Source organism: Allohoeflea poritis (assembly GCF_027889715.1).
GTDB classification, from domain to species: Bacteria; Pseudomonadota; Alphaproteobacteria; order Rhizobiales; family Rhizobiaceae; genus Hoeflea_A; species Hoeflea_A poritis.
Window position 1 is genome coordinate 25,934 of record NZ_JAPJZH010000014.1, and the last position, 25,209, is coordinate 51,142.

The window sequence follows — 25,209 nt, forward strand, 5'->3', positions numbered from 1 at the left end:
GGGAGCCGATTGCAACCACAAATATCGCAATTGTCCGCTTTCGTTATCGGCACGTCTGACTTTTCCACGACGACTCTGCTAGTAGTTTGCGGACAGCGTGGACAAAGGAATGCGGACGCCCATGGCGCAACAGCAGCACCGGATCAATGTCAGAACCATTCTGACGGGCGTTTTCGCTGTCGCCGTCACCGTCTTTTCCTTCTATCTGCTGCATCATTTCGCCGAGGACGTGTCGCTTGCCGAGGTTGTCAGGGATATTCGCCAGACGCCGACAAGCCATGTTCTGCTCGCGGTTCTCGCCACGGCGGTCAGCTTCACCGCGATCGCATTCTACGAAATCCTGGCCGTGCGCACCGCCGCACCAGGCCGCGTCTCTTACCTGACGGCGTCCTGGGCGGGCGTCGCCGGATTTGCCGTCTCCGATGTTGCCGGCTTTCATGTCCTGACCGGCGGCGCATTGCGTTACCGGGTCTACAGCCAGAAGGGCCTGGAGGTGCCGCTGATCGGCCACATCGTGGCGCTCGCCTGGCTCTCGCTATGGCTTGGCATGGCCTTCACCATCGGAACGGCGCTGGCGCTCTTCCCCGACGGCGCGCTGATCCTGAAGAACCTGCCGGCTGGTGCGATACGCACGCTCGGCTTTGTCGTCCTCGGGCTGTTCGCGATCTTTCTGATTTGGGTCGCCACGGGGCAGCGCGCGATTACGCTGCGCGGTTTGCGGGTCGGCCTGCCGGGGGGTGGCACCAGCGCGCTGATGCTGCTCGCCGGTGTGGTCGATATCGGTGCTTCGGCGGCGACGCTCTACATCCTGCTGCCGGCCGACACGGTCAATTCGTTGAGCGGTTTCTTCATCGTCTACATTTCCGCCGTGATCCTGGGCGCGATCAGCCATTCGCCCGGTGGCCTCGGCGTCTTCGAGGCGACGATAATGGCGGGGCTCGGCGTTGCCGGGCGCTCCGACGTGCTCGGTGCGCTGCTGCTTTACCGCTTCATCTATTACTTCCTGCCGCTGGTGCCGGTATCGCTGACGCTGCTCTTCCTCGAGGTCACGCGCGGGCAGCGCGCCATCCGCCAGTCGATCCGCGAGATCGGCAGGGCGTCGGAGCCGCTGGTGCCGCCGATCGCCGCTGGCGTTACCTTCATCGGCGGGCTGGTGCTGCTTCTGTCGGGCTCGCTGCCGGAAAGCGCCGACCGTCACGAATGGATACGCTCGGTCCTGCCGCTGCCCTTCGTCGAATCCTCGCATCTTCTGGCAAGCCTTGTCGGCCTCGCCCTGCTGGTTGTCGCCCAGGCACTTCTGCGAAGGCGCGAGAGCGCCTTTTACCTGGCGGTCCTTCTGCTGGGTGCAGGCGCCGGCTTCGCCTTGACCAAGGGCCTGGACTATGTCGAAGCGGTGCTTCTGCTGGCCATCGTCCTGTTCCTGCTGCCGTTCCGATCCGCCTTCTACCGCAAGTCCGGTGCCTCGGTCCTCACGGTGACACCCGCCTGGCTGTCGGTCATGGTGATCACGGTCGCGGCCGCGGTGTGGCTCGGTTTTTTCGCCTACCGCCACGTCGAATATTCCAACCAGCTGTGGTGGGAATTTTCATGGAATGGCGACGCGCCGCGCTTCCTGCGAACGAGCGTGGCCGTGGTCGCAGCACTTTTCGCGCTCGGCCTGTACATGCTTCTCAACCGGCGTGCCATCCAGGTGCCGGCTCTGGAGCCGGTGCCCGACAACGTGCGCAAGCTCGTCGCGCAATCGCCCGATCCCGACTCGACAATCGCCTTGCTTGGCGACAAGCATTTCCTGGTCTCCGAGGATGAGAGCGCCTTTTTGATGTATGGCGTGTCCGGCGGCAGTTTCATTGCAAAGGGCGATCCGGTCGGAAACCGGCAGGAGGGGGAGGCGCTGGCGTGGCGGTTCCGGGAGATGGCCGACGAAGGCGGATACCGAACGGTCTTTTATTCAGCGAAGTCCGACTTTCTGCCGCTCTATCTCGACATGGGCCTGTCGATCCTCAAGATCGGCGAGGTGGCGCGCGTCGACCTGTCCGACTTCACGCTCGACGTGCCGCAACACAAGGATATGCGCTATGCACGACGACGCGCCGAAAAGGACGGTTTGAGCTTCGCCATCGTGCCGAAACAGGAGGTGCCGCCGCTGCTGCCGGAGCTGAGGCAGGTTTCGGACGAATGGCTGGCCATCAAGACCGGCGGCGAGAAAAGATTCGCGCTCGGTTACTTCAAGGATGACTACATCAGTTGCTTCGATTGCGCCGTGGTGCGCAAGGATGGCGAGGTTGTCGCTTTCGCCAATATCCTGCGCGGTGCGCAAAAGAACGAGATGTCGATCGACCTGATGCGCTACCGGCCGAAGGTCTCGCCTGTGATGATGGATTTCCTGTTTGCCGAGATCCTGCTCGATGCGCAGGCGGAGGGCTACAAATGGTTCGATCTGGGCGCCGCGCCGCTGGCCGGTCTTGCCGATCACCCGCTTGCGACCTCCTGGAACCGCATTGGCACCATGATCTACCAGCATGGCGAGGAGTTCTATCACTTCGAGGGGCTGCGGGCCTTCAAGGAAAAATTCGGCCCGGTCTGGAGCCCCAACTATCTGGCGTGTCCGGGCGGGTTGGCGGTTCCCAAGGTGCTTATCGACGTCACCACATTGCTGTCCGGCGGAACGATGAAGGTGGTACGCCGGTGAGGGCGCTGCTGCTGGCACTGCTGTTGGCGTTCGAAACGGTCCCCGCGCACGCCGACCATCCCTTTGCCGACCTGCCGGTTCACATCACGGAACCGCGGGACGGTATCCATCGCGCGGTCGTCATCCTGTGGTCCGGCGATGGCGGCTGGACCGGCACGATGCAAGGCATGGCCGATGCGTTGGCTGAACGCGGCTACGGTGTCGTCGGCATCAGCGCGCTGCGTTATTTCTGGTCCGAAAAGGCGCCGGAAACCATGGCTGCCGACACCGGCCGGCTGGTCGATCATTTCACCCGGCAGTGGCAGACGGACAAGGTGGTCCTGGCCGGCTATTCCTTCGGTGCCGACACGCTTCCTTTTGCCTGGCCGGCGCTGGATGCGCAAACGCGGGAAAGAACCGCTCTGATCGCCCTTATGAGCCCGTTTGAGAGAACCGCCTTCGAGGTCTCCATCCGCGGCATGCTGGGCATCATCCATGGCGACCACGAGGTCGCGCCGGCGATTGCGGCGCTGCCTGCGGATCGGGTGCTTTGCCTCACCGGCGACAAGGAAACCGGCATGGCCTGCAGCCTGACGGCCGGCTATGAGGTGTCGAGCGTCCCCGGCGGTCACAATTACGACCGCAACTGGCTTTTGGTCGCGGATATCGTCGATGGTGCGTTTGTCCGTCGCCAGCCGGATTGAGGCGACCGGCTACGCGCCGTTTTTGCCGGAAGCGGCAAAGTCCTCGGGCCTGAAGGATGAAACGTCGGCATCATCGACGAAATGCATCGCGCCATTCGCCCAGAAGCCGGTCTTGCCGATGGTCGGGAAATAGGCGACATCCGCGGGCGTGCGCTCGCCGCCCATAAGATAAACGAGATCCTGTTTGCCGTTGTTTTCGATGTGATGGACGCAGCCATCTGTCGGAAAGCCCACATAGTCGCCGGGTCCGATGGTCGTGCTGTCGCCGTCGATCGTCAAGGTTCCTTCGCCCTCAAGCACATAGACGAACTCCTCCTGCGCCGTATGCGCATGCGGCAGAAACCCTTCCTTGCCCGGCGGGATGCGGCCGATGCTGACACCGATCCGCGTCAGTCCGACGCGGTCCGACAATGGCATGATCCGCATTTCGGAAGCCGTGTTGAGCGGATGGCCGAAATGAAATGTCTGCTCCGGTGGAATCGCCGACGTGCGCACAACATATTGCTCGGTTTTTGACATGGTCGTAGTGCCTCACTGTGCATGTACATTGTTGCGGTATCTCGAGTGTCGCTTGTGACGGCGGCTTAGAACAGGCTTCCCTGGTCCTTGCTGGCGCGGGTTGCCTTTTTGTCGGGCTTTTTCGCCGCCGGCTTCGCAGACGCCGGCTTGGTTTCGTCCGTCGTTACGGCATGCACGCGGCCATCGGCGAATTCGAGCGATACGGCATCCCCGGCACTCAGCGCCTGCGCGCTGTCCACCGCCCGCTCTCCGGCATCGCGCACAACGGCATAGCCACGTTTGAGGACATTGCGATAGGACATTGAATTCAGAAGCCGCGCGGCTTCCTGCAACCGGCGCAGCCGTCTTTCGGCCAGCAGAGCCACCAACTCGCCGGACCGGCCCGCCAGAGCCTGCAGGCGGTCGCGGTCGCGGGCAATCCGGTCGGTTGCCGGGCGCAGGGTGAGCCGGGCCGCCGCGTTGGAAAGCCGCGCCTTTGCCCGGTCGATCCGGCGCTCCACATGGCGCTCGGAACGGGCTCCGAGCTCTCCGATCCGCTGCCGTGTTTCCAGCACCCTGCGCTGCAGCGTCGCCGGTGTCAGCTTGGCGGCCCGGCGCTCGAAAGCCTGTCTCTTGTTTGCCGTGTTCAGGCGCAGGGCGCGACCGAGGCCGGCGGCCGATTCGTCGAAACGGCGGCGCGGCAAAGCCAGAAGCGTGTCGATCGAGGGCAGGGCGCGTGCCAGCGAGCGCAATTTCTGCCGGTTGCCGTCGAGCCCGCGCGACATGCCGCCCGAAAGCCGGGCCGAAAGCGCCGCGATGCCGGCCTCCAGTTCGGCCTTGACCGGCACGGCCATTTCCGCCGCCCCGGTGGGCGTCGGCGCCCGCACGTCGGCGGCGTGGTCGATCAGCGTCCAGTCGGTCTCGTGGCCGACCGCCGATATCAGCGGGATATCCGACTCAGCGGCGGCGCGCACCACCGCCTCGTCATTGAAGCCCCAAAGGTCTTCGAGGCTGCCGCCGCCGCGCGCCACGATCAGCACATCGGGCCGCGCGATGGCGTCGCCCGGCTGCAGCGCATTGAAGCCGTGGACTGCCGCCGCGACCTCGTCGCCGCTGGTCTCTCCCTGGACGCGCACCGGCCAGACGATGACATGGACGGGAAAGCGGTCGGTGATGCGGTGCAGGATGTCGCGGATGACGGCGCCGGTGGGCGAAGTGACCACGCCGATCACCTTCGGCATGTGCGGCAGCAGCTGCTTGCGCGCCTCGTCGAACAGGCCCTCGGCGGCGAGTTTCTTGCGCCGCTCCTCCAGCAGCGCCATCAGCGCGCCGGCGCCGGCCGGTTCAAGGGAATCGATGACGATCTGATATTTGGAAGAACCCGGATAGGTCGTCACCTTGCCGGTGGCGATCATCTCCATGCCTTCCTCGGGCTTGAACTTCAGCCGCCCGAAAACCCCGCGCCACACCACCGCCTCGATGCGCGCCCGGTCGTCCTTGAGCGCAAAATAGGCGTGTCCCGACGAGTGCGGGCCGCGATAGCCGGAAATTTCGCCGCGGATACGCACATGGCCGAACGCGTCCTCCACCGTGCGTTTGATGGAGCCGGAAATCTCGCTGACCGTGTATTCGGTCAGATTGCTCGGCGAATCGTCGAAGAAAGAACCTGACATGAGCCCATAGCGCATTGATCGCGCGGTCCGGTCAAGACCGCGCTACCAACTCGACATCATCAGATGGCCCTTTTGCCGGTTGCGCCCCTTGCGGCCCGGCGAACGCGGATCGCCGCCTTCCTCCGGCGGCGTCATATTGTCGAGGCTTGCCGCGATGTGATCGGTAATCGCGTCCATCAGCACGGTTGGAACGCCGGGTCGCCGGATCATCCCGATCTCCGCCGGCGGAAGAGCGGGAAACCCGTCTGCCGGGGTCAGGATGCGCATGCCCGGCCGCAGTGCCGATTCCGGCAACAGGGAAACGGCAAGACCGGCAAGCACGGCGGAAGCGACAACCGTGGACGACCAGCTTGTGAACAGGATGCTGTATTCCCGCCCGACGGAATCCAGCGCCGCGCAGCCCAGTTGCCGCCAGTCGCAGTCACGTCGGCCGACCGCCAGCGGCACCGGCGTTTCGGTGTGCGCCGAATGGGCCATGGACGTTACCCACAAAAGCGGTTCGGAGCGCACCATGATGGAATTGCGCACCTTCGGATTGTGGGTGACGAGCGCGATGTCCAGCTCGTTGCGGTTGAGCTTCTCGATCAGATCCTTGGAAGGCTCGCAGGTGATCGTCAGTTCGACATGCGGATTGGTTTTCGCGAACCGGGCGATGATGTCGGGCATGTACCGGTCGGCATAGTCGTCCGGCGTGCCGAGCCGGATCGTGCCGGCCAGGGCTTCCTCGTCGAAGGCTGCCAACGTTTCGTTGTTGAGTCGCACCAGCCGGCGCGCATAGGCCAGAAGCCGCTCGCCGTCGCCGGTCAGCCGGTTGATGCGGCCGTCCTTTTCGAAAAGGGCCTTGCCGACGCGCTCTTCCAGCCGGCGCATCTGCATCGAGACGGCCGACTGGGTCTTGTTGACCTCATCGGCGGCGCGCGTGAAGCTGCCCATGTCGACAATGGCGATGAAGGTTCTGAGCTGGTCGAGATCGAGCGGGGCAACCATCATTCTGTCCATCAAATTTGTTGATCTTTATCATTAAAAACATTCACTGGATTAATTAGTCAAGCTCTGAGATATTCCCTCCTGCCGAGCCCTCCGGGCAAGGCAGCGGCCTGTTTCCAAAATTTCATGAACTTTTGCTGACGACGATTCATGCCGCGATCACTGGAGTCCCGACTGCCCAATGAGAGGCACGGGCTCGGAAAGGAGAGATGAAATGACCACCATTCATAGAACCCTCGATGCACAGCTCACCGGCAAGCGCGGTACGATCTGGAGCGTAGCGAAGAACGCGATCGTCTCTCTTTTCGTGCGCTATCGCAATCGTCGGCAGGTGCTTTCGCTGAACGAGTTCAACGACCACCAGCTTGCCGATATCGGATTGACCCGGGACGATGTGCGCTTTGCCCTGCGTGGCGGGGCGTTTAACGATCACTCCATGGATCTGATGCGCGCGTCGCTGCGCCGTCGTTCCCGGATGACTGCGCTCTGACCGCTTCCCGGCGGCGTCGATTTCCGTTTCGGACCCGAGTAATGCCGGCCCGCGTTCCCTCCCGGCGGGCGGCACACCGTGGCGGATGCGTATTCCCCGACGCATAGCCGACGCTGCTTCCCCAGCGGGCCGCATGCCCTGTGCCCGCTCCTTCCCGACGGCTGTTGTGACAGTCGTCGGGCTTTTTTCAGCCAGACACGACCTAGAGCAATTCTGAGTTAGCTTGGAACATTTGATGGCGGAAAATCGGTTCACTCGGCTAGGCGCGTCGCGCAGCGCGATGCAGCGTATCGGGCAAGCGGCGCAACAACGCCGATGGGCCGATTTTCCCCACCCTCGAAAGGATTATCAGGTTGAAAATCAAAGATGAATGGGCCGGGCGATTTTGGCCCCTGGCGTCGTTGGCTCCCGCTTGTGGTGGGGTGGCACCACGGCGCGCAATCCGCCTAGCCAGCGACCAAAATCGCCACGGTCAAATGATCCAAGCTAACTCAGAATTGCTCTAGTCTTTTTTCTTCATTCCGTTCATGTAGCTGTCGAAGACGCTGTCCAGGTTCTTCTGGTAATCCTTCTGGACCTTTATGCCGGCATCGAACATGTCGCCGATGAACTTCGAATAGGGATTGTCCGGTTCCTCTGCCTTTTCCGGCTCGGTCTTGTCCGACCCCGTCATGCCCGGAAAACCGGCCTTCATCATCGTATCCATCATATCGGCGAACGGATTGGCGCTCTGGCTGGATTTGCCGCCGCTGCCGAAGGTGTTCTCCATCATCTTGCCGAGCTGTTCGGTGAAATCCGCCGCCTGTTTCTGCGAGGCCGCGGCCTGCGACATCATCTGCCCCATCATGTCGGCGAACGGATTGGCGCCGGCTGTCGCGGCACCGCCTTGCGAGAAGAAACCACCGGCAAGGATCGACGCGACGACCGGAAGCATGCGGTTGAAGATGTCCTGTGCGATGCCGGTCGCCAGCGCCGCCTGCTGGGCGATCGCCTCACTGATCTGCTTCGAGCCGAAAATCTGTTTGAGCATCGTATTGCCGTCGGCGATGCCTTGCGGCGTGAAGGCTGATGCGAGATTGTTGAAATATTCGGCATAGTTCGCGCCGGCCATGGCCTGCATCAGGCTGCCGAAATCCTGAGGATTGGCGGCGCTGCGCTTGAACCCGGTCGCAAAGGCCGGCATCAGCGCCTCCATCGCCTGCGTCACTTGATCCTCGTTCAGACCGAACTGGCTCGCCATGGCGCGCATGGCCTCGCCGTTCTGGGCCCGCATCATCATTTCGTAGAGCGGCAGCATCGTCTGATCCTCCTTGGCCGCGAGCGGGTCGACCGGACCGGGCTCGTTACCCGCATAGAATCAGATTTGCAGTGGTCAGGCAATGCGTGCCGGAAATTGGCGCCGCCCATGGTGAATGCGAATTATGTCACCGGATCATGGTCTTGCGGTCCCAGGCGCTGTATTCGGGCGAGTTCTCGATATGGAGCGGGCCGTCATAGCCATATTCGATCATGTCCACCATCACCGATTCGGGACGCACGAAAACCACCGCATAGGCCGCCGGCAGATCGGACCCGGATAGAAGGTCGGGCTCGGCGAAGTTGAATGCGCCGGCATGGTTGGTGCCCCGCGGCGCGCTGAACGGCACGCCCTCCAGGGACCCGCTGAGCGGCAGGTGGCAATGGCCGAAGAAGATGTGACGGATCTTCTCGCGGTAGCGTCCCACCATTTTTCCGAACAGGTCCGGATTGCGCAGCATGATCGAGTCGATCGGCGCCTGGCCGGTGGCCACCGGATTGTGATGCATGAACAGAAAGACCGGCCGGTCGGCGAGTTCAAGCTGCGCCGAGAGCCAGGCAAGGCGCGCATCGCAAAGCTCGCCGGCATGGGTATCCGGGACCTTGGTGTCGAGGCAGAGACCGATATGCCCGCCAAGGGGAAATACGCTTTGCACGAACCCGTCATCATTGGCGCGATCGGGAAACACGGACAGGAAATGATCCCTGCTGTCGTGATTGCCGATGCAAAGATGCACGGGAAAGGGCAGCGCCTCGATGCGGGTTTTGAGGCGCCGATAATCATCCTCGTCGCCCCAGTCGGAAAGATCACCAGTGATGATCATCGCTTCCGCATCGCTGTGAAAGTTCATGACATCCTGCAGCGCCTTCTCGAAATTGGCGTTCGGATCGCGCCCGGCGATCGTTTCGCCCGGCGTCGTCAGATGGATGTCGGTCAGTTGTATAAGTTTCATGAAGCGTCTCCGCCGGCCGGCGCCGGCTATGATATGGGCGCAGCGTTGCCGCCGCGCCCAAAACAATGATGTCAGGAGCTGGAGGGAAGCAGGTCCTGCACCTCTTCGGTAAGCTCTTCCTGCAGCTCTTCCATGTCGTCATATTCACCGGTGACGATGCCTTCCAGAGCGTCATAGATGACCTGCGTGGCGGCCAGGCCGTTGTCGCCGGGATAGGCCTGCCATTCGCGCAGCAGCGGCAACTGGCGCACCGCCGTCGCCTTGGCCGGGTTCTGGTCGTAGAAATCCTTCAGGATGATTTCGTTGGCGGCCTGGTTTGGCGGCATGTAGCCCGTGGTGCGCGCGACGTCAGCGGCGCCTTCACCCGACGTGATGAATTTCAGCCACTTCCATGCCGCATCGAGTACGGCCGGGTCGTCGGATGCCGATACGAGCATGGCCGAGTTGCCGCCAGCCGGCAGACCCTTCGGACCGCCCTCGACGAGGCCGGGATATTCATTCGTCATCAGCGTGAAATCGCCCATGGACCGCTCCACCGCGCCGACGGCGGAGGTCGACCAGTACATCATGCCGATCTCGCCCGAAGCGAAGGAGGCAAGTGCTGCCTTCCACTCAAGGTTCTGCATCTCGCAGCCGTCGAAGAGATCGTTCATCGTATTGAGTGCCGTCAGGCCTTCAGGCTCGTCGAGCGTGAAATCGGCGCCTTCGACTGTCGGTTTGTCCTGCGACCACATCAGCGCCTGGAGGAACCAGTTGCCGGTGATGTTCCAGCCCCAGAACATCGGGTTCTTGACGCCGGCTTCCCGCAGCTTGCCGCACACCTCGACGACCTCGTCCCAGGTCTTCGGCAACTGGCTGACATCGGTGATGCCGGCTTTCTCCATCACTTCCATATTGTAGTAGCCGACGGGCAGCGACACCGAGAAGGGCAGGCCGTGAACCTGGCCGCCGAACGTGCCGAGATCGAGCATCGCCTTGTGATAGCCGTCCTTGGCGAAATCCGCTTCTTTGGCGATGAACGGTTCGAGCGATTTGGCGATGCCTTTCTCGACCAGGATCGCCTGGCGGTTCAGGCCCTGCATGGTCACGTCCGGCAGGTTGCCGGCCACCGCTTCGCGCAGGATCGTGTTGGTGCCGTCCTCGTAGGATTCGTAGGTCGCGCGCATCTTGACTTCGATGTTCGGATGCTGCGCGTAGAATTTCGGCAGGATTTTCTCGTAGGTGACGTCGAAAAGGTGGCTGTAGGGATAGGCGAACTCGATGGTCACCTTGTCCTCGGCGAAGGCCGCTGTGGACAAAGCCAGCACGGCAGCCATTGCAGTCAGGGTCGTTTTCATGGATATCTTCCTGTCGTTACCTTGCTTGCGCAACGGGCTGTGTTTCGGAACCGGCCGTTGCACGGGTTCATCCCGAGCGGGATATCGGTGACGGGGCCGTTCTGTCGCAAAGAGCGGCCCCATCGGTTTTTGCCGCATCTACTTCATGCCCGAGAGCGTGATTCCTTCGATGAAACGGCGTTGGGCGATGAGAAAGGCGACGATGAGCGGCGTCACGATGATCGTCGCTGTGGCCATCATCGGCCCGAAATTGTCGCCATCCGCATCGCCCTTGAATTCACGCAGTCCCAGCGGAGGCGTAAAGAGCTCGCGATTGCCCGTAATGACGATGCGCGGCCAGAAATAGTCGTTCCAGTGAGCGACGACGGAAAAGATCGCGAAGGCCAATAAAGCCGGCACCGCTGTCGGCAGCATGACTTTCCAGATGATCGCGAATTCGTTCATGCCGTCCATGCGGGCCGCATCGATCAGGTCGTCCGGCACGGTCATGAAGAATTGCCGCATCAAAAAGATACCGAAGACGGATATCGTCCATGGGATGACCAGCGCCGCGTAGGAGTTGGTCAGGCCGAGTTTGGACAACATGATGTAGAGCGGCAGCGCTATGGCGTGCACCGGGATCAGCAGGCAGAAAAGCACCATGCTGAAGACGAATTCGCGGCCCCACCATTTCAGCTTGGCCAGCGCGTAGGCGCAGGGTAGGGCGATCAGCACCTGGATGAAAAAGATCGATGCCGTTACCACCGCGCCGTTGAAGAGGTAACGCAGCAGCGGCGCCTTGCCGAAGGCCGTCGTGTAATTATAGATGACGGGCGTCACCATGCAGTCCTCGGCCGCATTGCCGAGCTTGACGCAGTAATCGTCGCGGAACGGCTCCTGCAGGCCGATCAGCCCGCCCGTGTTGGTCATGATTTCCGAGGGCGATTTGAAGGAATAGCTCAGCATCACATAGAACGGCAGCAGCACGATGAGCGCTCCGACGATGAGCACGGCGTGCTTGAGCGCCTCGCGCGACGACCAGCGCAGTACGAACTGATCGTCGGAAGATCTTTCCCGGACAGCGGCCGTTGCCGTCGCATCGCTCATGAATAGTGCACCCTTCTTTCGACGAGCCAGCGCTGCATCAGCGTCAGGAACATGACGAAGCCGAGGAAGACGACCGTGATCGCCGCGCCGATGCCCATGAGGTTCTGCTGGATGGCCTTTTCATAGATGGCGAACATCATGACATAGACCGATTTCGACGGTCCGCCGCCCTGCGGATAAAATGCCTCGACCGTGTCGAACACCTGGAACGAACGTATGCAGGTAATGGTGACGACGAAGACGGTCGTCGGCCCCAGCATCGGCCAGGTGACGAGGCGGAACCGGTCCCAGCCGGTGCGCGCGCCGTCCATCTCGGCGGCCTGGTAAAGCTCGCGCGGTACCGAGGTCAGACCGGCGAGATAAAGCACCATGTTGAAGCCGAAGCCCTGCCACACGCCGATAAAGGCGACCGTCCAGATGGCGTAGTTGCGGTCTGTCAGCCACAACGGGAAGGTCTTGGCGCAGCCCTGCGCGTACCAGGCCCAGTGTTCGAGCACCGTGCCGCAGCCCGTCGCCAGCGTCTTGTTGACGATACCGATGGTCGGATGCAGAGCGAATTCCCAGACGATCGCCATTGCCAGCAAGGCCGCCATGACGGGCAGGAAGTAGATGGTCTTGTAGAGATCGCCGAACCGCTTGAGCGAATTGATCAGGAGCGCAGCGCCCAGACCCAACCCGACGGACAAGGGCACCACGACGCCGACATAGGTGAAAGTGGCGATGAACATCTTTTCATAGGTCGAGCGGGTGAAGATGCGCTCGTAGTTCTTCAGGCCGACATATTGTGCGCCATCGTTTCCGAGACTGTAGTCCGTGAAGCTCAGCACGGCGGCAATCAGGATCGGCAGGATCAGGATGACGAACATCAGCGTCACAGCCGGCGCGACAAACCAGACATGGGCCCGCGAGCGCGCCATCACGCCACTGCCCTTGCGGCGTCTGCGCCGTTCGACTTCAGCCCGGCTGCGCCGACGCGCTTGCCGTCCGCGCCGAAGAAGATGGCCTCGCCTCGCAGCCTTTCGACGAAGACCTGGTCGCCGACATTCAGCCCGCTCGCCTCATGTGGTGCCGCGCGGACGATCAGCCGCCCGATGTTTTCGCCAATGGCCAGATGCAGATACAGATCCGATCCGAGGTTCTCACGGTAGACGAGCGTTCCCTCGATCGTCTCGGCGCTGGAACCCTTGGCAAGCTTCAGATTCTCCGGTCTCAGCCCAACCGAGATGGCGCCGCGATTGGCGGCCGATACCCGCCTGGCCAGCGTCATGCCGGCCACGCTGATGCGTCCGTCGGAGTCCACATCGCCGGGCAGGATGTTGATTTTCGGCGATCCGATGAATTGTGCGACACGGATGTCGGACGGGTTTTCGTAGATGGCCTGCGGACTGTCGAGCTGCAGGATGTCGCCGTCCATCATAACCGCCATGCGGGTGGACATGGTCAGCGCTTCCGCCTGATCGTGCGTTACATAGACGAAGGTGGTTCCCAGATCGCTGTGCAGCTCGGCAAGTTCGGAGCGCATGTGCACGCGCAGGGCCGCGTCGAGATTGGAAAGCGGCTCGTCCATCAGGAAGGCGACCGGTTTGCGCACCATGGCGCGGCCGAGCGCGACCCGCTGACGCTGCCCGCCGGACAACTGGCCGGGTTTGCGCTGCAGCAGAGGTTCGATCTCGAGAATCCTCGCCGTTTCCTCCACCTGGGCGCGCAGCGATTTGTGCTTGGCCCGCGCCAGCAGGGGGCCGGCGACCGGAAGCCGCTCGCGCCAGGACAGGTCGCGCAGCCTGAGCGGCGTCATCATGTTCTCGGCTACGGTCAGGTGCGGATAGAGCGCATAGGACTGGAAGACCATCGCAAGATTGCGGTCGGCGGCGCGCACCGCATTGACGGTGCGCCCGTCGATGCGGACTTCGCCGGTGTTCGGCTCTTCCAGGCCCGCCAGTATGCGCAGGAGGGTGGACTTTCCGCAGCCCGAGGGTCCGACCAGCGTCAGAAACTCCCCGGCCTGGATATCAAGGTCGATATCGTTGAGAACGCGGGTTGCACCGAAGGATTTGCTTATTCTGGTGAGGGTGATTGTTGCCACTGTCGCCCGCGCCCCGTTGGAGTTGGGCCAACACATAGACAGCGCGATTAAAGTACATATGACATCATATTAGTCACACTAATGTTACGCGTAGCGCGCACCATAGTGTCACAAAGACCGCAGTTAGATTTGACGGGCCTCAGACGCCGGTGAAACCCAGCCCCTACCAGATCGCAGCATTCGCGCATGTGGCGCGCGTCCGCAGCTTTTCAGAAGCCGCGCGGCAATTGGGCGTTACCCAGTCCTCGGTCACGCAGCATGTCGCCAAGCTCGAAAAACTGATGGAGTCGCAACTCTTTGTGCGCCGCCGCGACCGGTTGGAACTGACCCCGATCGGGCGTGAACTGTTCGACGTCGCCGACCGCTGGACGACGCTCGAGCAGGTGATCCAGGAGAAGGTCGAGAGCTACCAGAAGCTCACCGCAGGACATCTGAAGATCACCGCGACGGCGCCGCGACCCGCAATGCCGATCATCGCCGCATTCGCCGAACTTTATCCACAGGTCATTGTCAACTTCACCCTGACCAACTGGACCGTCAACACACATGCGGTGCGCAGCCGCGACGTCGACATCGCCATTTTTACCGACCCGGAGCACGACGAGAACCTGCTTGTCGAGCCGCTGCAGAAGACCCGTTACCTTGCCTATATGCACCGCGATCACAAACTGGCGTCGCGGGAATCTGTCTCGCTGCACGAATTGTGTGAAGAGACGGTGATCATACCGGAGGACGGTTCCCTGACCAAGCGCGTCGTCGATGGCAAGCTCGCCGGGATCGGGCGCAGCTTTTCGAAAACCGTCCGCATGACCACTTTCGCGGTGGCGAAAGAAGCCGTGCTGCACGGCGTCGGGATAGGCGTGCTACTTGAAAACAGCCTTTATCCGGCATCCCGGCTTGTCGGCATCCCCATTGATGAAATGACCGAGACCTATGAGGACTGCCTGGTTCTGCCGGCCGAGAAACAGAACCTCAAGCTTGTCAGCCGTTTCGTCGAGATCGCGCTCAATATGCGCACGGACCTGACGCGCGGTTTGCCCTAATAGGCAAATTCGGTGAACACGGGTTCGACGGAGCCGCCCCAGGCGCCGTGATAGAGATCGAGCAGCTCGCCGGCACCTGTTTTGCCCCGCGCCACCGTCTCTTCCAGCGGCGCAAGGAAATGCGCCTCGTCATTGCCTTCCTCGTTCAACTGGCCGCGCGCCTGCAGTCCCGCGCGTGCAATCGTCAGCACCTCGCGCGACACGGCGTGCAGGCTCTTTCCGGCGATTTCGGCATCGAGGCCGAGACGCGGCACGCTGTCGCGAAGTGCCCTGACGTCCTCGAAGCTCCAACCGCGAGTGAGCTGCATGGCGGCGTCGAGCGCGCCTTCATCGTAAAGCAAACCGACCCAGAAGGCGGGCAGGGCGCAGATCTTGCGCCACGGGCCGCCATCGGCGCCGCGCATTTCCAGGAATCGCTTCAGCCGCACTTCAGGAAACAGCGTCGACAGGTGATTGGCCCAGTCGCCCATATTGGGCTGCCCGTCCGGAACGGCGTTCGAAAGCGCGCCGTCCATGAACTGGCGGAACGTTACATGCGTGCAGTCGTGATAATGCCCGTCGCGCACGACGAAATACATGGGAACGTCGAGCGCCCATTCCGTGTAGTCGGCGAAGCCGAAATCGTCCGAGAACACGAAGGGGAGGATGCCCGAGCGGTCATTGTCCGTGTCGCGCCAGATGTCGGAGCGCCACGACAACAGTCCGTTCGGTTTTCCATCGGTAAAGGGCGACAGGGCAAAGAGCGCCGTCGCCAGCGGCTGCAGGCGCATGGAAACCTGCATCTTGCGGCGCATGTCGGCTTCGGAGGAAAAATCCAGGTTCACCTGGATCGTGCAGGTCCGGTACATCATGTCGAGGCCCTGGCTGCCGACTTTCGGCATATAGGCCGTCATGATGTCGTAGCGCGATTTGGGCATGCGCGGGGTCTCGTCGCGCGTCCACAGCGGACTGCCGCCGAGCCCCAGGAAACCGATCCCGAGCGGCTCGGCGATCTCGCGAAGCTGTGCCAGATGGGCGTTGGATTCGCGGCAGGTCTGGTGGATGTTCTCCAGCGGTGCGCCCGAGAGCTCGAACTGGCCGCCCGGCTCCAGCGAAATCGCGCCCATGCCGGTCGGCTCGACAAGACCAATGATCTTGCCCTCGTCGAGGATCGGCTCCCAGCCCAGAACGTCGCGCATCCCGGTCAGGAGCGCGGAGATGGACCGCTCGCCCGCATAAGGCACGGGCGTATTGTCTTTGACAAAGAACGCGAACTTCTCGTGTTCGGTTCCGATGCGGAATTCTTCCGCCGGCTTGCAGCCCTCGGCAAGGTAAGCGACCAGCTCGTCTTTGGAAGAAACGGGCGTCTGGTCCGTCGTATCGCGTGCCATGTCTTAAGTCTCGAATGTGGCCGTCTGCAATGAGGCCAAAAAGGTCAACGCGTGCAATGGATACCTCCCGCTTGGCCGTCGGCCGAATTCGCCGACGTCAGCGCTGCTTGGACTGCTTTGCGCCGCGGTGCAAGCAAAAATCATTGATCGCAGCGTTCAGAATTTGTTGATCTGGCCGAAAAGGGCTCACCAGTCGCCGATTGCCGCCTGGATCACGGCCATGGCGGCGACAGCGGCCGTATCCGCCCGCAGAATGCGCGGTCCGAGCGGGATGGCCGTGACGAAATCCCGGCTTTGCAGCAGTTTGCGCTCGTCGTCCGAAAAGCCGCCTTCCGGCCCGATGAGGACGGCAAACCGCCGCTCGTCGATTGATTGCAGGATTGGCATTGGATTGTGCGTATCGGCCGATTCATCGCAATAGATGATACGCCGGCCCGGGTCCCAGCCTTCCAGCAGTCGCTGCAGCTTTACCGGCTCGAGGCATTGCGGGATCGACAGAATACCGCATTGTTCAGCCGCCTCGATGGCGTTTTTCAACAGCCGGTGGCCGCTGATCCGGCTTGCTTGCGTGTGGTGCGTCAGCACCGGCTGCAGGACGCCGGCGCCCATTTCGACGGCCTTCTGCACGGTGTAATCGAGCCGCGCCTGTTTCAGCGGCGCGAACAGATAGACGAGGTCGGATGGCTCGGGCTGCGGACGCACGCGTTCGGTAATCCGCAAAACGAGCTTCTTCTTGCTCTCGAAACCGATCTGCGCCGACCATTCGCCGTCGCGCCCGTTGAAAACCAGCAATTCGTCGCCTTCGTCCATGCGCAGCACATGGGCGAGATAGTTGAACTGCTCCTTGTCCGCGGCAAAGCCGGCGCCGGCGTGGAGATCCGTTTCGACGAAAAGCCGCTGCATCTTGTAGTTCGCGCGCATGATTGCTGTGTGCCCGAGTGCGATCGGAAACTCAAGCGTCGGCGGACGGATGTAATTGCGCCCGGTAGCCGGCGCGCAAAGCCGCGACGGTGGATGGCGGCGTCAGCAGCCTGAGCGCATTCCCGGTATCCAGCCGGCTGGAGCCAAGCCTGCGGTAGCCGACAAGGTCCCAAAGCAGCAAAGTATCCTCGCCGACGGCGATACAGTCGTCTCCCGCCGCGAATATGGCGCCGCGCGGCAGGGACAGCGCCTCTTCCCGGGTCAGGACCACCGCACCGGCGCCGCTCAGGCAACGCTCCTTGTGCAGGATCGCGTCCATGGCATCGGCGCCGCTTTTGTCGAATTGCGATCCGCCGAAGAAGGCCGCGGCAAAGGCCTTTGCATCCCTGTGGCGGCATTCGAAGCAGGGCCTGTGGCCTGCGGCGAGGGCCGTTGCCTCGTCAAGAAAGAACAGTTCGGTATAGCTGTTCGGCTGCATCAGGGTGCGTTTTCGGCCGCGAAATTCGGTCACGCAGACGATCCACCGCCGGCTTGCCCAGCGGCGCCGCAGCAATGTTCGGCTTTGGTTGTCGTGAATGCGGCCCCCACGATTGCCCATCATGGTTCCCCGGGCCGGGGTCCGGACCAGTTCGCCGAACGGGGTCACCCGGTTCTGAAGCGGCATGGCGGCGCTCAGGCGCCCCGGCGCGCAAAGGCCGAGAAGACGCCGGCGCCGATCAGGAAACAGGCGCCGGTGCGCGTCGCGGCGCGCAGAACCGATGGGCGCCGGATGACATTTCGCGCACCGCTCGCCAGCATGGCATAGGCCCAGGCGTTGAATATGCCGAGCAGCACGAAAATCACGACGAAGACCGCCGCCTGCGGCGCGAAGTCCGCGCCCGGCGTGATGAATTGCGGCACGAAGGCCATGAAGAAGACGATGCCCTTCGGGTTCAGGAGCGTGACGAGAAACGAGTCGCGGAACGCGGAACGGCGGCCGCCGGCCACCGGCACCGCGTCGATATCGGGCACGGAGACCGGCGTCGTCCACATCTTGATGCCGATATAGACCAGATAGGCCGCACCGGCCCATTTGATGACCGCAAACACCGTGGCCGAGGCTGCAAGGATCGTCCCGACGCCGATGATCGAAAGGGATGCGGCAACGAGATCGCCGAGCCCGACGCCGATGATGCTGGCAAAAGCGACCCGGCGTCCATGCGCGAGCGCCTGGGAGACGACCATGATGATCGTCGGTCCGGGAATGACCAGAAGCACCATGCTGGCGATGGCGAATGTCAGAAGGGTTTCGGGTGAAACGGGCACGGCTCAGACCTCGATATAATGGCGTATCGAGGGCACTTAAGACACACCGACGGAGAAAAAGCGATCCAGAAAATCGCCGTACCACCGGGCAAGCGCATCGTTGTGTTCCCGGAATCCCTCATCCTGCGCCTCGAAGGAATGGGTGCCCGGCTTGCCGACATTGCCGCCGAGATCGCGTTGTCACTGATCGAGGATGACGCGCGTCACCTCCGGGTGAAACTGCACCGCCACGGTTGACGTCCCGTAGCGGAATGCCTGGTTCGCAAACAAGGGGCCTGTCGCCAGAAGCTCGGCATCCGCAGGGCATTCGAAGCCCTGGGCATTGCCGCTGAGCGTCATCATGCCGTCGGGGATGAAGTCAGCACCCGCCTGCGTGGCGGCCATGGGATAGTAGCCGAAAGCGACATGGCCCTGCGGATGAAACCCGACCAGAGCCCCTAGATGACGTGCGATCATCTGCGCGCCGAGGCAAATTCCCAGCAGCGGCACGCCGCGCTTCATGACGCCGTCGGCGAAAGACATCTCATCACGCAGATAGGGGAACCGGTCGAGATCGGTGACATATTGCGGACCGCCCTTGATGATCACGCCTGCAATCCTGTCGTCGAGCATCGGCAGTGGCTCGCCGAGATAGGGGCGCACCAGACGCACCGCCTGGCCGCGCCGCGCCAGATGCCGCAGACCATTGTCAGCCTCGGCCTGGGTGTCGTGTTCGATGACGATGATCTGTCTGAGGCTGCCGTTGTGAAGATCGCTGTTTGTTGCCATTTCCATCCCGCTTGCCGAACCCTCAATCCGGACATCTCTATCCATATGGCGGCGATTTTCGCCAATCAATTTGTGTAAGGGTACGGAATGGTTTTCCACAAGTGCGGATGGCGCAGTCGGCCGAGGTTGAACAAAATCGATAGCCGGCTCGAAGAATTCGAAAAATCAACTTATAGTATAAAATGTCGTTCGTTAAATATGAGTCCGTCTGATGGAAAGCAAAAAAGCCTCAGATGAAGGAGGTTCCGGCAACGGTATTGGCAGGCGGGCGTTTATAACAACCTTTTCTTCCGCCCTTCTGGCTTTCTCACTGCGACCGCTGCCCGCCGCCGCACACCAGAGACCGACCGTTGCGGAGGTCGCGATCGTCACCGTTCTGGGCATTATCCAGCCGGCCTCGGCCGCCGACATTCGGATTTTTCTGCAGGGGATGGTCGCGGAACTCGAGACCACCGATCCCGTGGCCGCGGCGCTGATCGCAAATATTCAGGCCGGGAATATTTCATCATCATTGAGAGATCTGGCGGGTCGTGGAAAGCTTCTGGAAATACAGATGCCGGGCGTGCGTCACTATTCGCTCACCCTGGCAGGGAACCGGTTCCTGCCGGCCGAATTTCTCGAGATAAGGGATCGCCGCCGTCTGAATTTGCTTAGGATCGTCTACAGGTCTACATTGCCACAGTCGCGCGTAGCCGCAATTGGGAGAATGGGCGGCGCATCGCCGTCTGAGATCCTAAGGTCAGCTTTAGGAAAGCCAAACATCGCCTTGCCTTCGGCAAGGCGCTATTTGGAGAAATACAGAAAAAACAGGAAACCTGTTTCTTCTTATGCGGAACAATTTTCCGGCTCCCCGTGGGCTTCGCGCGACACCCGCCTCGACTTCCTGTCTTTTGACACGGTGGAGCAGATCGGACTGGCCGGAGGCCTTGCGGACGGGGCGGACGGTCCACGGCTGACACCGAATGGCCTGGCGCTTTGTATCGGAATCTCTGGTGGTTTCCTGGATCTGATCGACCAGCATGTCCATCTGCACTACAGGATCTTCGAGATCAGGAAGCGCACGTCCGGCACGAGGACCATTCACGCGCCCCGCATCCAGCTCAAATCGATTCAGCGTTTCGTCCTCGACCATATTCTGGACCGGGAAGCCGTCCACGAAGCCGTGCATTCCTTTGTTGCCGCACCGCTGCATTCCAAGGCGTTACCACGAAGCTCCATCAGCAACGCCGCTGTCCACAAGGGGCAGAAATATGTCGCGAGCATCGACATCCGGGATTTTTTCGGCTCCATTCCGCGCGATGGGATATGGTCGGTATTCACCGGCGTCAAAAAGATCGGGCTGACGGAGGACTCGGTCAAAATCCTCCAGAATATATGCTGTCTGCCCTACCGGAGGAATACCGAGCGCGGCATTCCCCAAGGCGCCCCGACCAGTCCCGCGCTAACCAATCTGTATCTCAGGCCCTTCGATGAAGACATGGCGCAATTGGCCGGTGAGTTGGACCTGAAATACTCCAGATATGCAGACGATATCACGTTCAGCGGCGCCAGCCGGCGCAAGGCGCTCCTGGCGGTTTCGATCGCAATCAGGCGTCTCGCAGAATGGCAGCTCGAGATTGCACCGAAGAAGACCCGGATCCTGAGCTGGAATGCGCAGCAACGCGTCACGGGCGCCGTCGTCAACGAGTTGGTGCTGCCGCCAAGATCGCTGCGCGAGAAGGTCAGGGTCATGTTCCACAAGGCTTCGCGGGACCGGCTTTTCCTGGATCGGAACCGCGCCCGGTTGCTCGGATACATCGCCTATTTCAGCGCTTTCAGCGATTTTCCGCGCGACCGGATCGAACGGTATCGGAACATAGTCTCCAGCAGGGGCGGAACGCGTGATGAATGATCAAAGCCAGCCGCAGGCCGACCTTTCGGGTTTTGTCAATCAGCTGAAGAGAATTCACCTGATGCTGATGCTGGCGGCTCTGATCATCTTCACATCCGTGTATATCACGTCGCAGGACCAGCGCATGGAACGGGCGAAAGCCCAGTTTGAGCTGTTCGATTCCCTGAAGGCCGAGCATTTTGCCGACGAGGCGCATTGGGCAACGCAAATCGCTCTGGAAGCATGGAAAGAAGGCAAGCTCGCCACCAATCCGGTGTCATCGGAAAGGTTCTCCGGATGGATCGAGGTGCCCCGGGAGACCAGGAATGCCCTCGACGGCGATGGAACGGTCATCGCCGACAGCGACGGGAATATCGATCGCAATGAGGTCTTGCTGGCTTTGACGGAACAGTTGATCGTCGGCCTTTCGCAGGATCACGAACTGTTCGAAACCTCGAGCTTCATTGCCAAGAAGACGTGGACCGTAAACCGATACGAATGTGACAATGTCGTTCGCAGCAAGATCTTCGAAACGTTGTCCCTGAGTTATCCGCGCGAGTTCTGGGACAATTTCTCGCGCCTCAAGATCGCCTCGCTGGGGCACGATTTTGCCGGAAAGACCTATTCGCTCGCGATCGTATCGCAGCCCGGGGAGGACAGGCGGAACCTGGTAGGCGACAGCCCTTATTTCTGGCTCGACTCGGTCAGGCTGGCCCAGGACGACGGCAGCGTCGATGCGAAAATTCTTACCGAGTTCATATCCAACGCAGCGGTTGCCGGAAAGGCGGAAGACCAAGCGGAAGATCTCGTCGAGTACATACCGCTCAAGGCGTGTATCCTGGACCGCGAGCGAAAATTGCCGCAAAACCACATCCTGAAGGCAATCGAGCCGAAACTCGACCGGACCAAGGACCTTCTGTACCTGTTCGGGGACTTCACGGCGCAGACGAATATAGCGACCGCATTCGGTTTGCAGGTCTCGCCGGCCACCCTCGTTCTGTTTCCGCAAGACGCCGAAATCATCATCTACGACGGAAGGCCGGCCATCAAATATCTGATTGGCAGCGATGCGGAAAAGAGCCAGTTCCAGAATGTTTTTCCGGAAATGGATTATCTGATCCGCCAGACGCTGAGATCGCTTCCTGCCGAGCGCAGAAAGCTGGCCCTGGAGCACAAGGATGAACAAATCTCGGACGAAGAATATGAGGAACGGCTGGCGGAGCTTGAACGTCTCATAACGCTCCGGGAAAAGGTCAATTCAGGCGAGGTCGACTTTCCGCGCAGAACGCAGGATGCCGTGGAAATTCAGGGTCTGTCCTTCCACGTCCACGATATTGCCCTGCTGGGCGCGATCTATATCGTCCTGCATCAGATGTATTTCTTCCTGCATTTCAAGACATTCGTGTCGCGTGTTGCGGCTTCCGGCGCGAGCATCAAGCTCAGTCCCTGGTTGGGCATTTATGACGACCGGCTTTCCCGTTTCGTCTTCATAACGAGCATCGCGATCATACCGATCTGTATCTGCATCTGGCGCTATTTCGAAGCCGAGGCAACCGCCGACAATGCCCAATGGTACACGCAATTCTTCGGTTTTCTCGGCATCGGCGAGAATTTCCCGTTCGTCCTGGGCGTTGTGCTCTTCGTCGGTATTGTGGCAAGCGTCATCCTGGCCGTCAGGACCTATCTGCTCCACCGCGCATTGCTCGCCGAATTGGCCCGGCGAAGCCCGGATCTGGAAATCGTGTGATTCGTCCCCGCACACGCCTGCCGTGCCGGGCCTGACGGCTGCCGCCTATTTCGCTGCCGCCCGCGTTTTCCGGTTGTCCGGCTCCGCCGCGCCGTTCTTGCCACGCTGCTGAAGCCGCAGGCCGGCAACCCGTGCCCAGTCGTTGGCGCGTTCGGCTTCCCGCAGCGTGTGCGCGACCGCCTCGATATGGTGCTCGGCGCTCTTTTTTGCCTTGTCGGAATCGCCGGCCAGGATCGCCTCGAATATGGCGATATGCTGGTTGAGCAGGCGGTCGCCGGAGCCGGAAAACTGGAAAATCAGTGCCCGGTTGAAAAACACGCCGTCGCTCAGAAGCCGGTAGCAGGACCGCAGCGTGTGCAACAGGATGATGTTGTGTGCGGCCTCGCCGACAGCATTGTGAAACTCGACGTCGAGCGCGGCTTCCCGCTCGAAATCGGCATCCCTGTGCGCTACGCGCATCGCATCGACGATTTCAGTCAGAAGATCCGTGTCCGCGGTCGTTGCCCGTTGCGCCGCAAAGGCGGCGGTGAAACCTTCGACCTCGCGGCGGTACTCGAGGTAGTCATAGGTGGCGCGCCGGTGCCGGCCGATCAGTTCGCGTACCGGCCTGCTGAAGATCTCGCCGATGACGTCGGCAATGAATGTGCCGCCGCCGTGGCGGCTGGTGAGCAGTCCGCGCTGCTCCAGCGTCTTGATGGCCTCGCGCAGGATCGGCCGCGACACGTCCAGCCGGCGCGAAAGGTCGCGTTCTCCGGGCAGACGGTCGCCGACACGAAGAACCCCGTCGAGTATGAGGGATTCCACCTGCTGCACGACTTCATCGGACGTTCTGACATGTTCGATACGTGTGAAAATGTCGTCGGCCATCGCGTTTTCAGATCGTTCTTTCAAGGTTTCGCTGCCGAAGAACGGCAACGGCGCAACAGCCGGATGCTAGCAAGGTGGCATGAAACTGGTCAACAAATATGTCCACTTGAGCAATATGCCGTGCGGGACGGTCGGAAATGTGTCGCCCAGCGCATCATCCGCTGATTTCGTCAACCGCATCGTAAGCCGAGCGCGCAGCCACATGCATGTAGCCCCATTCCCCGTCCCAGTGCCGATTGTAGGCCTCGCCCGCGAAGTGGACGCGCCCGTCGATCGAGGCGCCCAGGGTCGAGGGCTGCGAGCGGCTGAAATACGAGTAGGTGCCCCGGTGAAACGGGCTTTTGCTCCAGTTCTGCAGCACGTGGCCCCTATAGGAAGGCGAGGCCGCGCCGCCATATAGCTCGTCCAGTTGCCGGAGGGCCTTGCGGACCAGTTGTCGTTCGCTCAATTTCACGAAAGGTGTCGCAAGCGCGCCATGGGCAAACAGGCCGAGAATGTTCTGGCGCGTCGGTTTGTCGAGTGCGGCATTGTAAAACATGAGCTCGGCCTCGGGCGTTTCATACTCGTGTTCGAACAGCACCATGTCGGGATAGAACCGGTCCTCAAAACGCATGAACAACTTGAGGCCGTCGGGCATGACGGCACCTTTGAGGGCGCGCTTTTTTGATCGTGGAAGATCCGGCGTGAACCGGATATCGCCGTCTTTCAGCACATTGAGCGGGATCGTGACGATGACATGGCGGGCCTGAACAGTTTCACCGCCGGCAAGATGGATCAGCACGGGATCGGCTGAATAGTCGATCCCGGACACCGGGGCATTGAGTTGAATGCGGTCGCGAATACCCTTGGCCATGTAGTCATTGAAGAAGTCGAACCATGTGGTTGTGATGAAACGGTGTTCGCCGCGCCATTCCAGGGCATAGCTGTTGTCCCGGTAAAGGCGCTTGCCGTCGGAGACGTCGCAGGTCACCGGCCGCCATTCCGTCGCCCGCCGGGAGGCTTGCCCGTCCTGGGAGAGCGAATTCAGCACCAGGTTCGTGGTATGGATCCATTCCCCGCCCATATCGAGGGGAAAATCGGCCAGGCTGTTGTCCTTCTTCGCGCGTCCGCCGTGGATTGCAGCGGCCTCGAAAACCTGGAAATCAAGCCCGGCACGGTCGAGCAGAAACCCGGCCGTCAAGCCCGCTGCCCCCGCGCCGATGACCGCGACGTCCAGCACGCCGGGCGCCGCGTTGCCTTGTGCCGAGAGCCGGGTGACAGTGGCCGTCAGCATTGATGCACTCACGCCGAGCAGCGCGAGCAGTTCACGACGCGTCAGTTCTTGAGCCATTGGCTCGCCCGCTTTCGTTCAGACAGTTCCACTGCCAGTTGCGTATCGCATTGGACCTGTTCCGGCTACCATCAATTTCGGTACGGCATCATGACCTGCGTCATCTTCTGCCTCGACATCGCGTTCGTCCCGGGAGCAATGTCGATTCGTCGCGCCGCTACCTGTTGCTGTTCGGGGTGATGCGGCGTAAATAGCCGGGATTTGTCGGGGGAA

22 protein-coding genes are annotated in these 25,209 nt (G+C 61.4%); 6 read left to right on the forward strand and 16 right to left on the reverse strand.

Annotation, left to right across the window (positions count from 1 at the left end; all coding sequences use genetic code 11):
- Positions 1-121: 121 nt before the first annotated feature.
- Both mprF and OOZ53_RS19660 read left to right on the forward strand, forming a co-directional pair.
- Entirely contained in the window at positions 122-2,689 is a 2,568-nt protein-coding gene (gene mprF / locus OOZ53_RS19655; RefSeq protein WP_271091429.1) for a bifunctional lysylphosphatidylglycerol flippase/synthetase MprF, read from the forward strand.
- Positions 2,686-3,372: an AcvB/VirJ family lysyl-phosphatidylglycerol hydrolase gene (locus OOZ53_RS19660; protein ID WP_271091430.1), complete on the forward strand. Its 687-nt coding sequence runs from the start codon at positions 2,686-2,688 to the stop codon at positions 3,370-3,372. The genes mprF and OOZ53_RS19660 overlap by 4 nt, the downstream gene beginning before the upstream one ends.
- A gap of 9 nt (positions 3,373-3,381) precedes the next feature.
- On the opposite strand, the gene OOZ53_RS19665 is transcribed toward OOZ53_RS19660, so the two are convergent.
- The 3 genes from OOZ53_RS19665 to OOZ53_RS19675 all read right to left on the reverse strand — a co-directional run bounded on the left by OOZ53_RS19665 (position 3,382) and on the right by OOZ53_RS19675 (position 6,530).
- Complete coding sequence (locus OOZ53_RS19665; RefSeq protein ID WP_271091431.1) at positions 3,382-3,891, reverse strand: cupin domain-containing protein; 510 nt, start codon at positions 3,889-3,891, stop codon at positions 3,382-3,384.
- 65 nt (positions 3,892-3,956) lie between these two features.
- A complete protein-coding gene (gene xseA / locus OOZ53_RS19670; protein WP_271091432.1) occupies positions 3,957-5,543 on the reverse strand; it encodes an exodeoxyribonuclease VII large subunit in 1,587 nt (528 codons plus the stop codon).
- Between the two features lie 42 nt (positions 5,544-5,585).
- The gene (locus tag OOZ53_RS19675) at positions 5,586-6,530 is read right to left on the reverse strand and encodes a LysR substrate-binding domain-containing protein (protein ID WP_271091529.1); all 945 of its coding nucleotides are present in this window, start codon (positions 6,528-6,530) and stop codon (positions 5,586-5,588) included.
- A gap of 214 nt (positions 6,531-6,744) precedes the next feature.
- Between OOZ53_RS19675 and OOZ53_RS19680 the strand changes: the two genes are divergently transcribed.
- Positions 6,745-7,020, forward strand: coding sequence for a DUF1127 domain-containing protein (locus OOZ53_RS19680; RefSeq protein WP_271091433.1), 276 nt, complete (start codon positions 6,745-6,747; stop codon positions 7,018-7,020).
- Positions 7,021-7,522: 502 nt separating this feature from the next.
- Here OOZ53_RS19680 and OOZ53_RS19685 read toward each other — a convergent pair.
- From OOZ53_RS19685 to OOZ53_RS19710, 6 genes are all read right to left on the reverse strand, one after another.
- On the reverse strand, positions 7,523-8,317 hold the full coding sequence (locus OOZ53_RS19685; protein WP_271091434.1) for a DUF937 domain-containing protein: 795 nt from the start codon (positions 8,315-8,317) through the stop codon (positions 7,523-7,525).
- 127 nt (positions 8,318-8,444) lie between these two features.
- Positions 8,445-9,269: a phosphodiesterase gene (locus OOZ53_RS19690; RefSeq protein ID WP_271091435.1), complete on the reverse strand. Its 825-nt coding sequence runs from the start codon at positions 9,267-9,269 to the stop codon at positions 8,445-8,447.
- A gap of 71 nt (positions 9,270-9,340) precedes the next feature.
- Positions 9,341-10,606 carry an extracellular solute-binding protein gene (locus tag OOZ53_RS19695; protein ID WP_271091436.1) on the reverse strand — a complete coding sequence of 422 codons (1,266 nt, stop codon included), beginning with the start codon at positions 10,604-10,606 and terminating at the stop codon, positions 9,341-9,343.
- A 138-nt stretch (positions 10,607-10,744) separates the two neighbouring features.
- Positions 10,745-11,692 carry a carbohydrate ABC transporter permease gene (locus tag OOZ53_RS19700; RefSeq protein WP_271091437.1) on the reverse strand — a complete coding sequence of 316 codons (948 nt, stop codon included), beginning with the start codon at positions 11,690-11,692 and terminating at the stop codon, positions 10,745-10,747.
- The gene (locus tag OOZ53_RS19705) at positions 11,689-12,609 is read right to left on the reverse strand and encodes a carbohydrate ABC transporter permease (RefSeq protein WP_271091438.1); all 921 of its coding nucleotides are present in this window, start codon (positions 12,607-12,609) and stop codon (positions 11,689-11,691) included. The genes OOZ53_RS19700 and OOZ53_RS19705 overlap by 4 nt, the downstream gene beginning before the upstream one ends.
- On the reverse strand, positions 12,609-13,775 hold the full coding sequence (locus OOZ53_RS19710; RefSeq protein WP_271091439.1) for an ABC transporter ATP-binding protein: 1,167 nt from the start codon (positions 13,773-13,775) through the stop codon (positions 12,609-12,611). Before OOZ53_RS19710 ends, OOZ53_RS19705 begins: the two co-directional genes overlap by 1 nt.
- Before the next feature lie 149 nt (positions 13,776-13,924).
- On the opposite strand from OOZ53_RS19710, the gene OOZ53_RS19715 reads away from it, so the two are divergent.
- Positions 13,925-14,818 (forward strand): LysR family transcriptional regulator, encoded by an 894-nt coding sequence (locus tag OOZ53_RS19715; protein ID WP_271091440.1) that lies wholly within the window; start codon positions 13,925-13,927, stop codon positions 14,816-14,818.
- Here the strand turns inward: OOZ53_RS19715 and OOZ53_RS19720 are convergent.
- From OOZ53_RS19720 to OOZ53_RS19740, 5 genes are all read right to left on the reverse strand, one after another.
- Entirely contained in the window at positions 14,815-16,188 is a 1,374-nt protein-coding gene (locus OOZ53_RS19720; RefSeq protein WP_271091441.1) for a glutamate--cysteine ligase, read from the reverse strand. The genes OOZ53_RS19715 and OOZ53_RS19720 overlap by 4 nt on opposite strands.
- Positions 16,189-16,374: 186 nt before the next feature.
- Positions 16,375-17,109, reverse strand: coding sequence for a 16S rRNA (uracil(1498)-N(3))-methyltransferase (locus tag OOZ53_RS19725; protein WP_271091442.1), 735 nt, complete (start codon positions 17,107-17,109; stop codon positions 16,375-16,377).
- Between the two features lie 31 nt (positions 17,110-17,140).
- A complete protein-coding gene (locus OOZ53_RS19730) occupies positions 17,141-17,773 on the reverse strand; it encodes a hypothetical protein (RefSeq protein WP_271091443.1) in 633 nt (210 codons plus the stop codon).
- An 8-nt stretch (positions 17,774-17,781) separates the two neighbouring features.
- On the reverse strand, positions 17,782-18,369 hold the full coding sequence (locus OOZ53_RS19735) for a LysE family translocator (protein ID WP_333780605.1): 588 nt from the start codon (positions 18,367-18,369) through the stop codon (positions 17,782-17,784).
- Between the two features lie 225 nt (positions 18,370-18,594).
- Complete coding sequence (locus OOZ53_RS19740; protein ID WP_271091445.1) at positions 18,595-19,182, reverse strand: glutamine amidotransferase-related protein; 588 nt, start codon at positions 19,180-19,182, stop codon at positions 18,595-18,597.
- 211 nt (positions 19,183-19,393) lie between these two features.
- Here OOZ53_RS19740 and OOZ53_RS19745 point away from each other — a divergent pair, with 211 nt between their 5' ends.
- A complete protein-coding gene (locus OOZ53_RS19745; protein ID WP_271091446.1) occupies positions 19,394-21,073 on the forward strand; it encodes a reverse transcriptase domain-containing protein in 1,680 nt (559 codons plus the stop codon).
- Positions 21,066-22,799, forward strand: a complete 1,734-nt coding sequence (locus tag OOZ53_RS19750; protein WP_271091447.1) for a hypothetical protein — start codon at positions 21,066-21,068, stop codon at positions 22,797-22,799. Before OOZ53_RS19745 ends, OOZ53_RS19750 begins: the two co-directional genes overlap by 8 nt.
- Before the next feature lie 45 nt (positions 22,800-22,844).
- On the opposite strand, the gene OOZ53_RS19755 is transcribed toward OOZ53_RS19750, so the two are convergent.
- Positions 22,845-23,666: a FadR/GntR family transcriptional regulator gene (locus tag OOZ53_RS19755; protein ID WP_271091448.1), complete on the reverse strand. Its 822-nt coding sequence runs from the start codon at positions 23,664-23,666 to the stop codon at positions 22,845-22,847.
- A gap of 154 nt (positions 23,667-23,820) precedes the next feature.
- Entirely contained in the window at positions 23,821-24,996 is a 1,176-nt protein-coding gene (locus OOZ53_RS19760; RefSeq protein WP_271091449.1) for an NAD(P)/FAD-dependent oxidoreductase, read from the reverse strand.
- Positions 24,997-25,209: the final 213 nt, after the last annotated feature.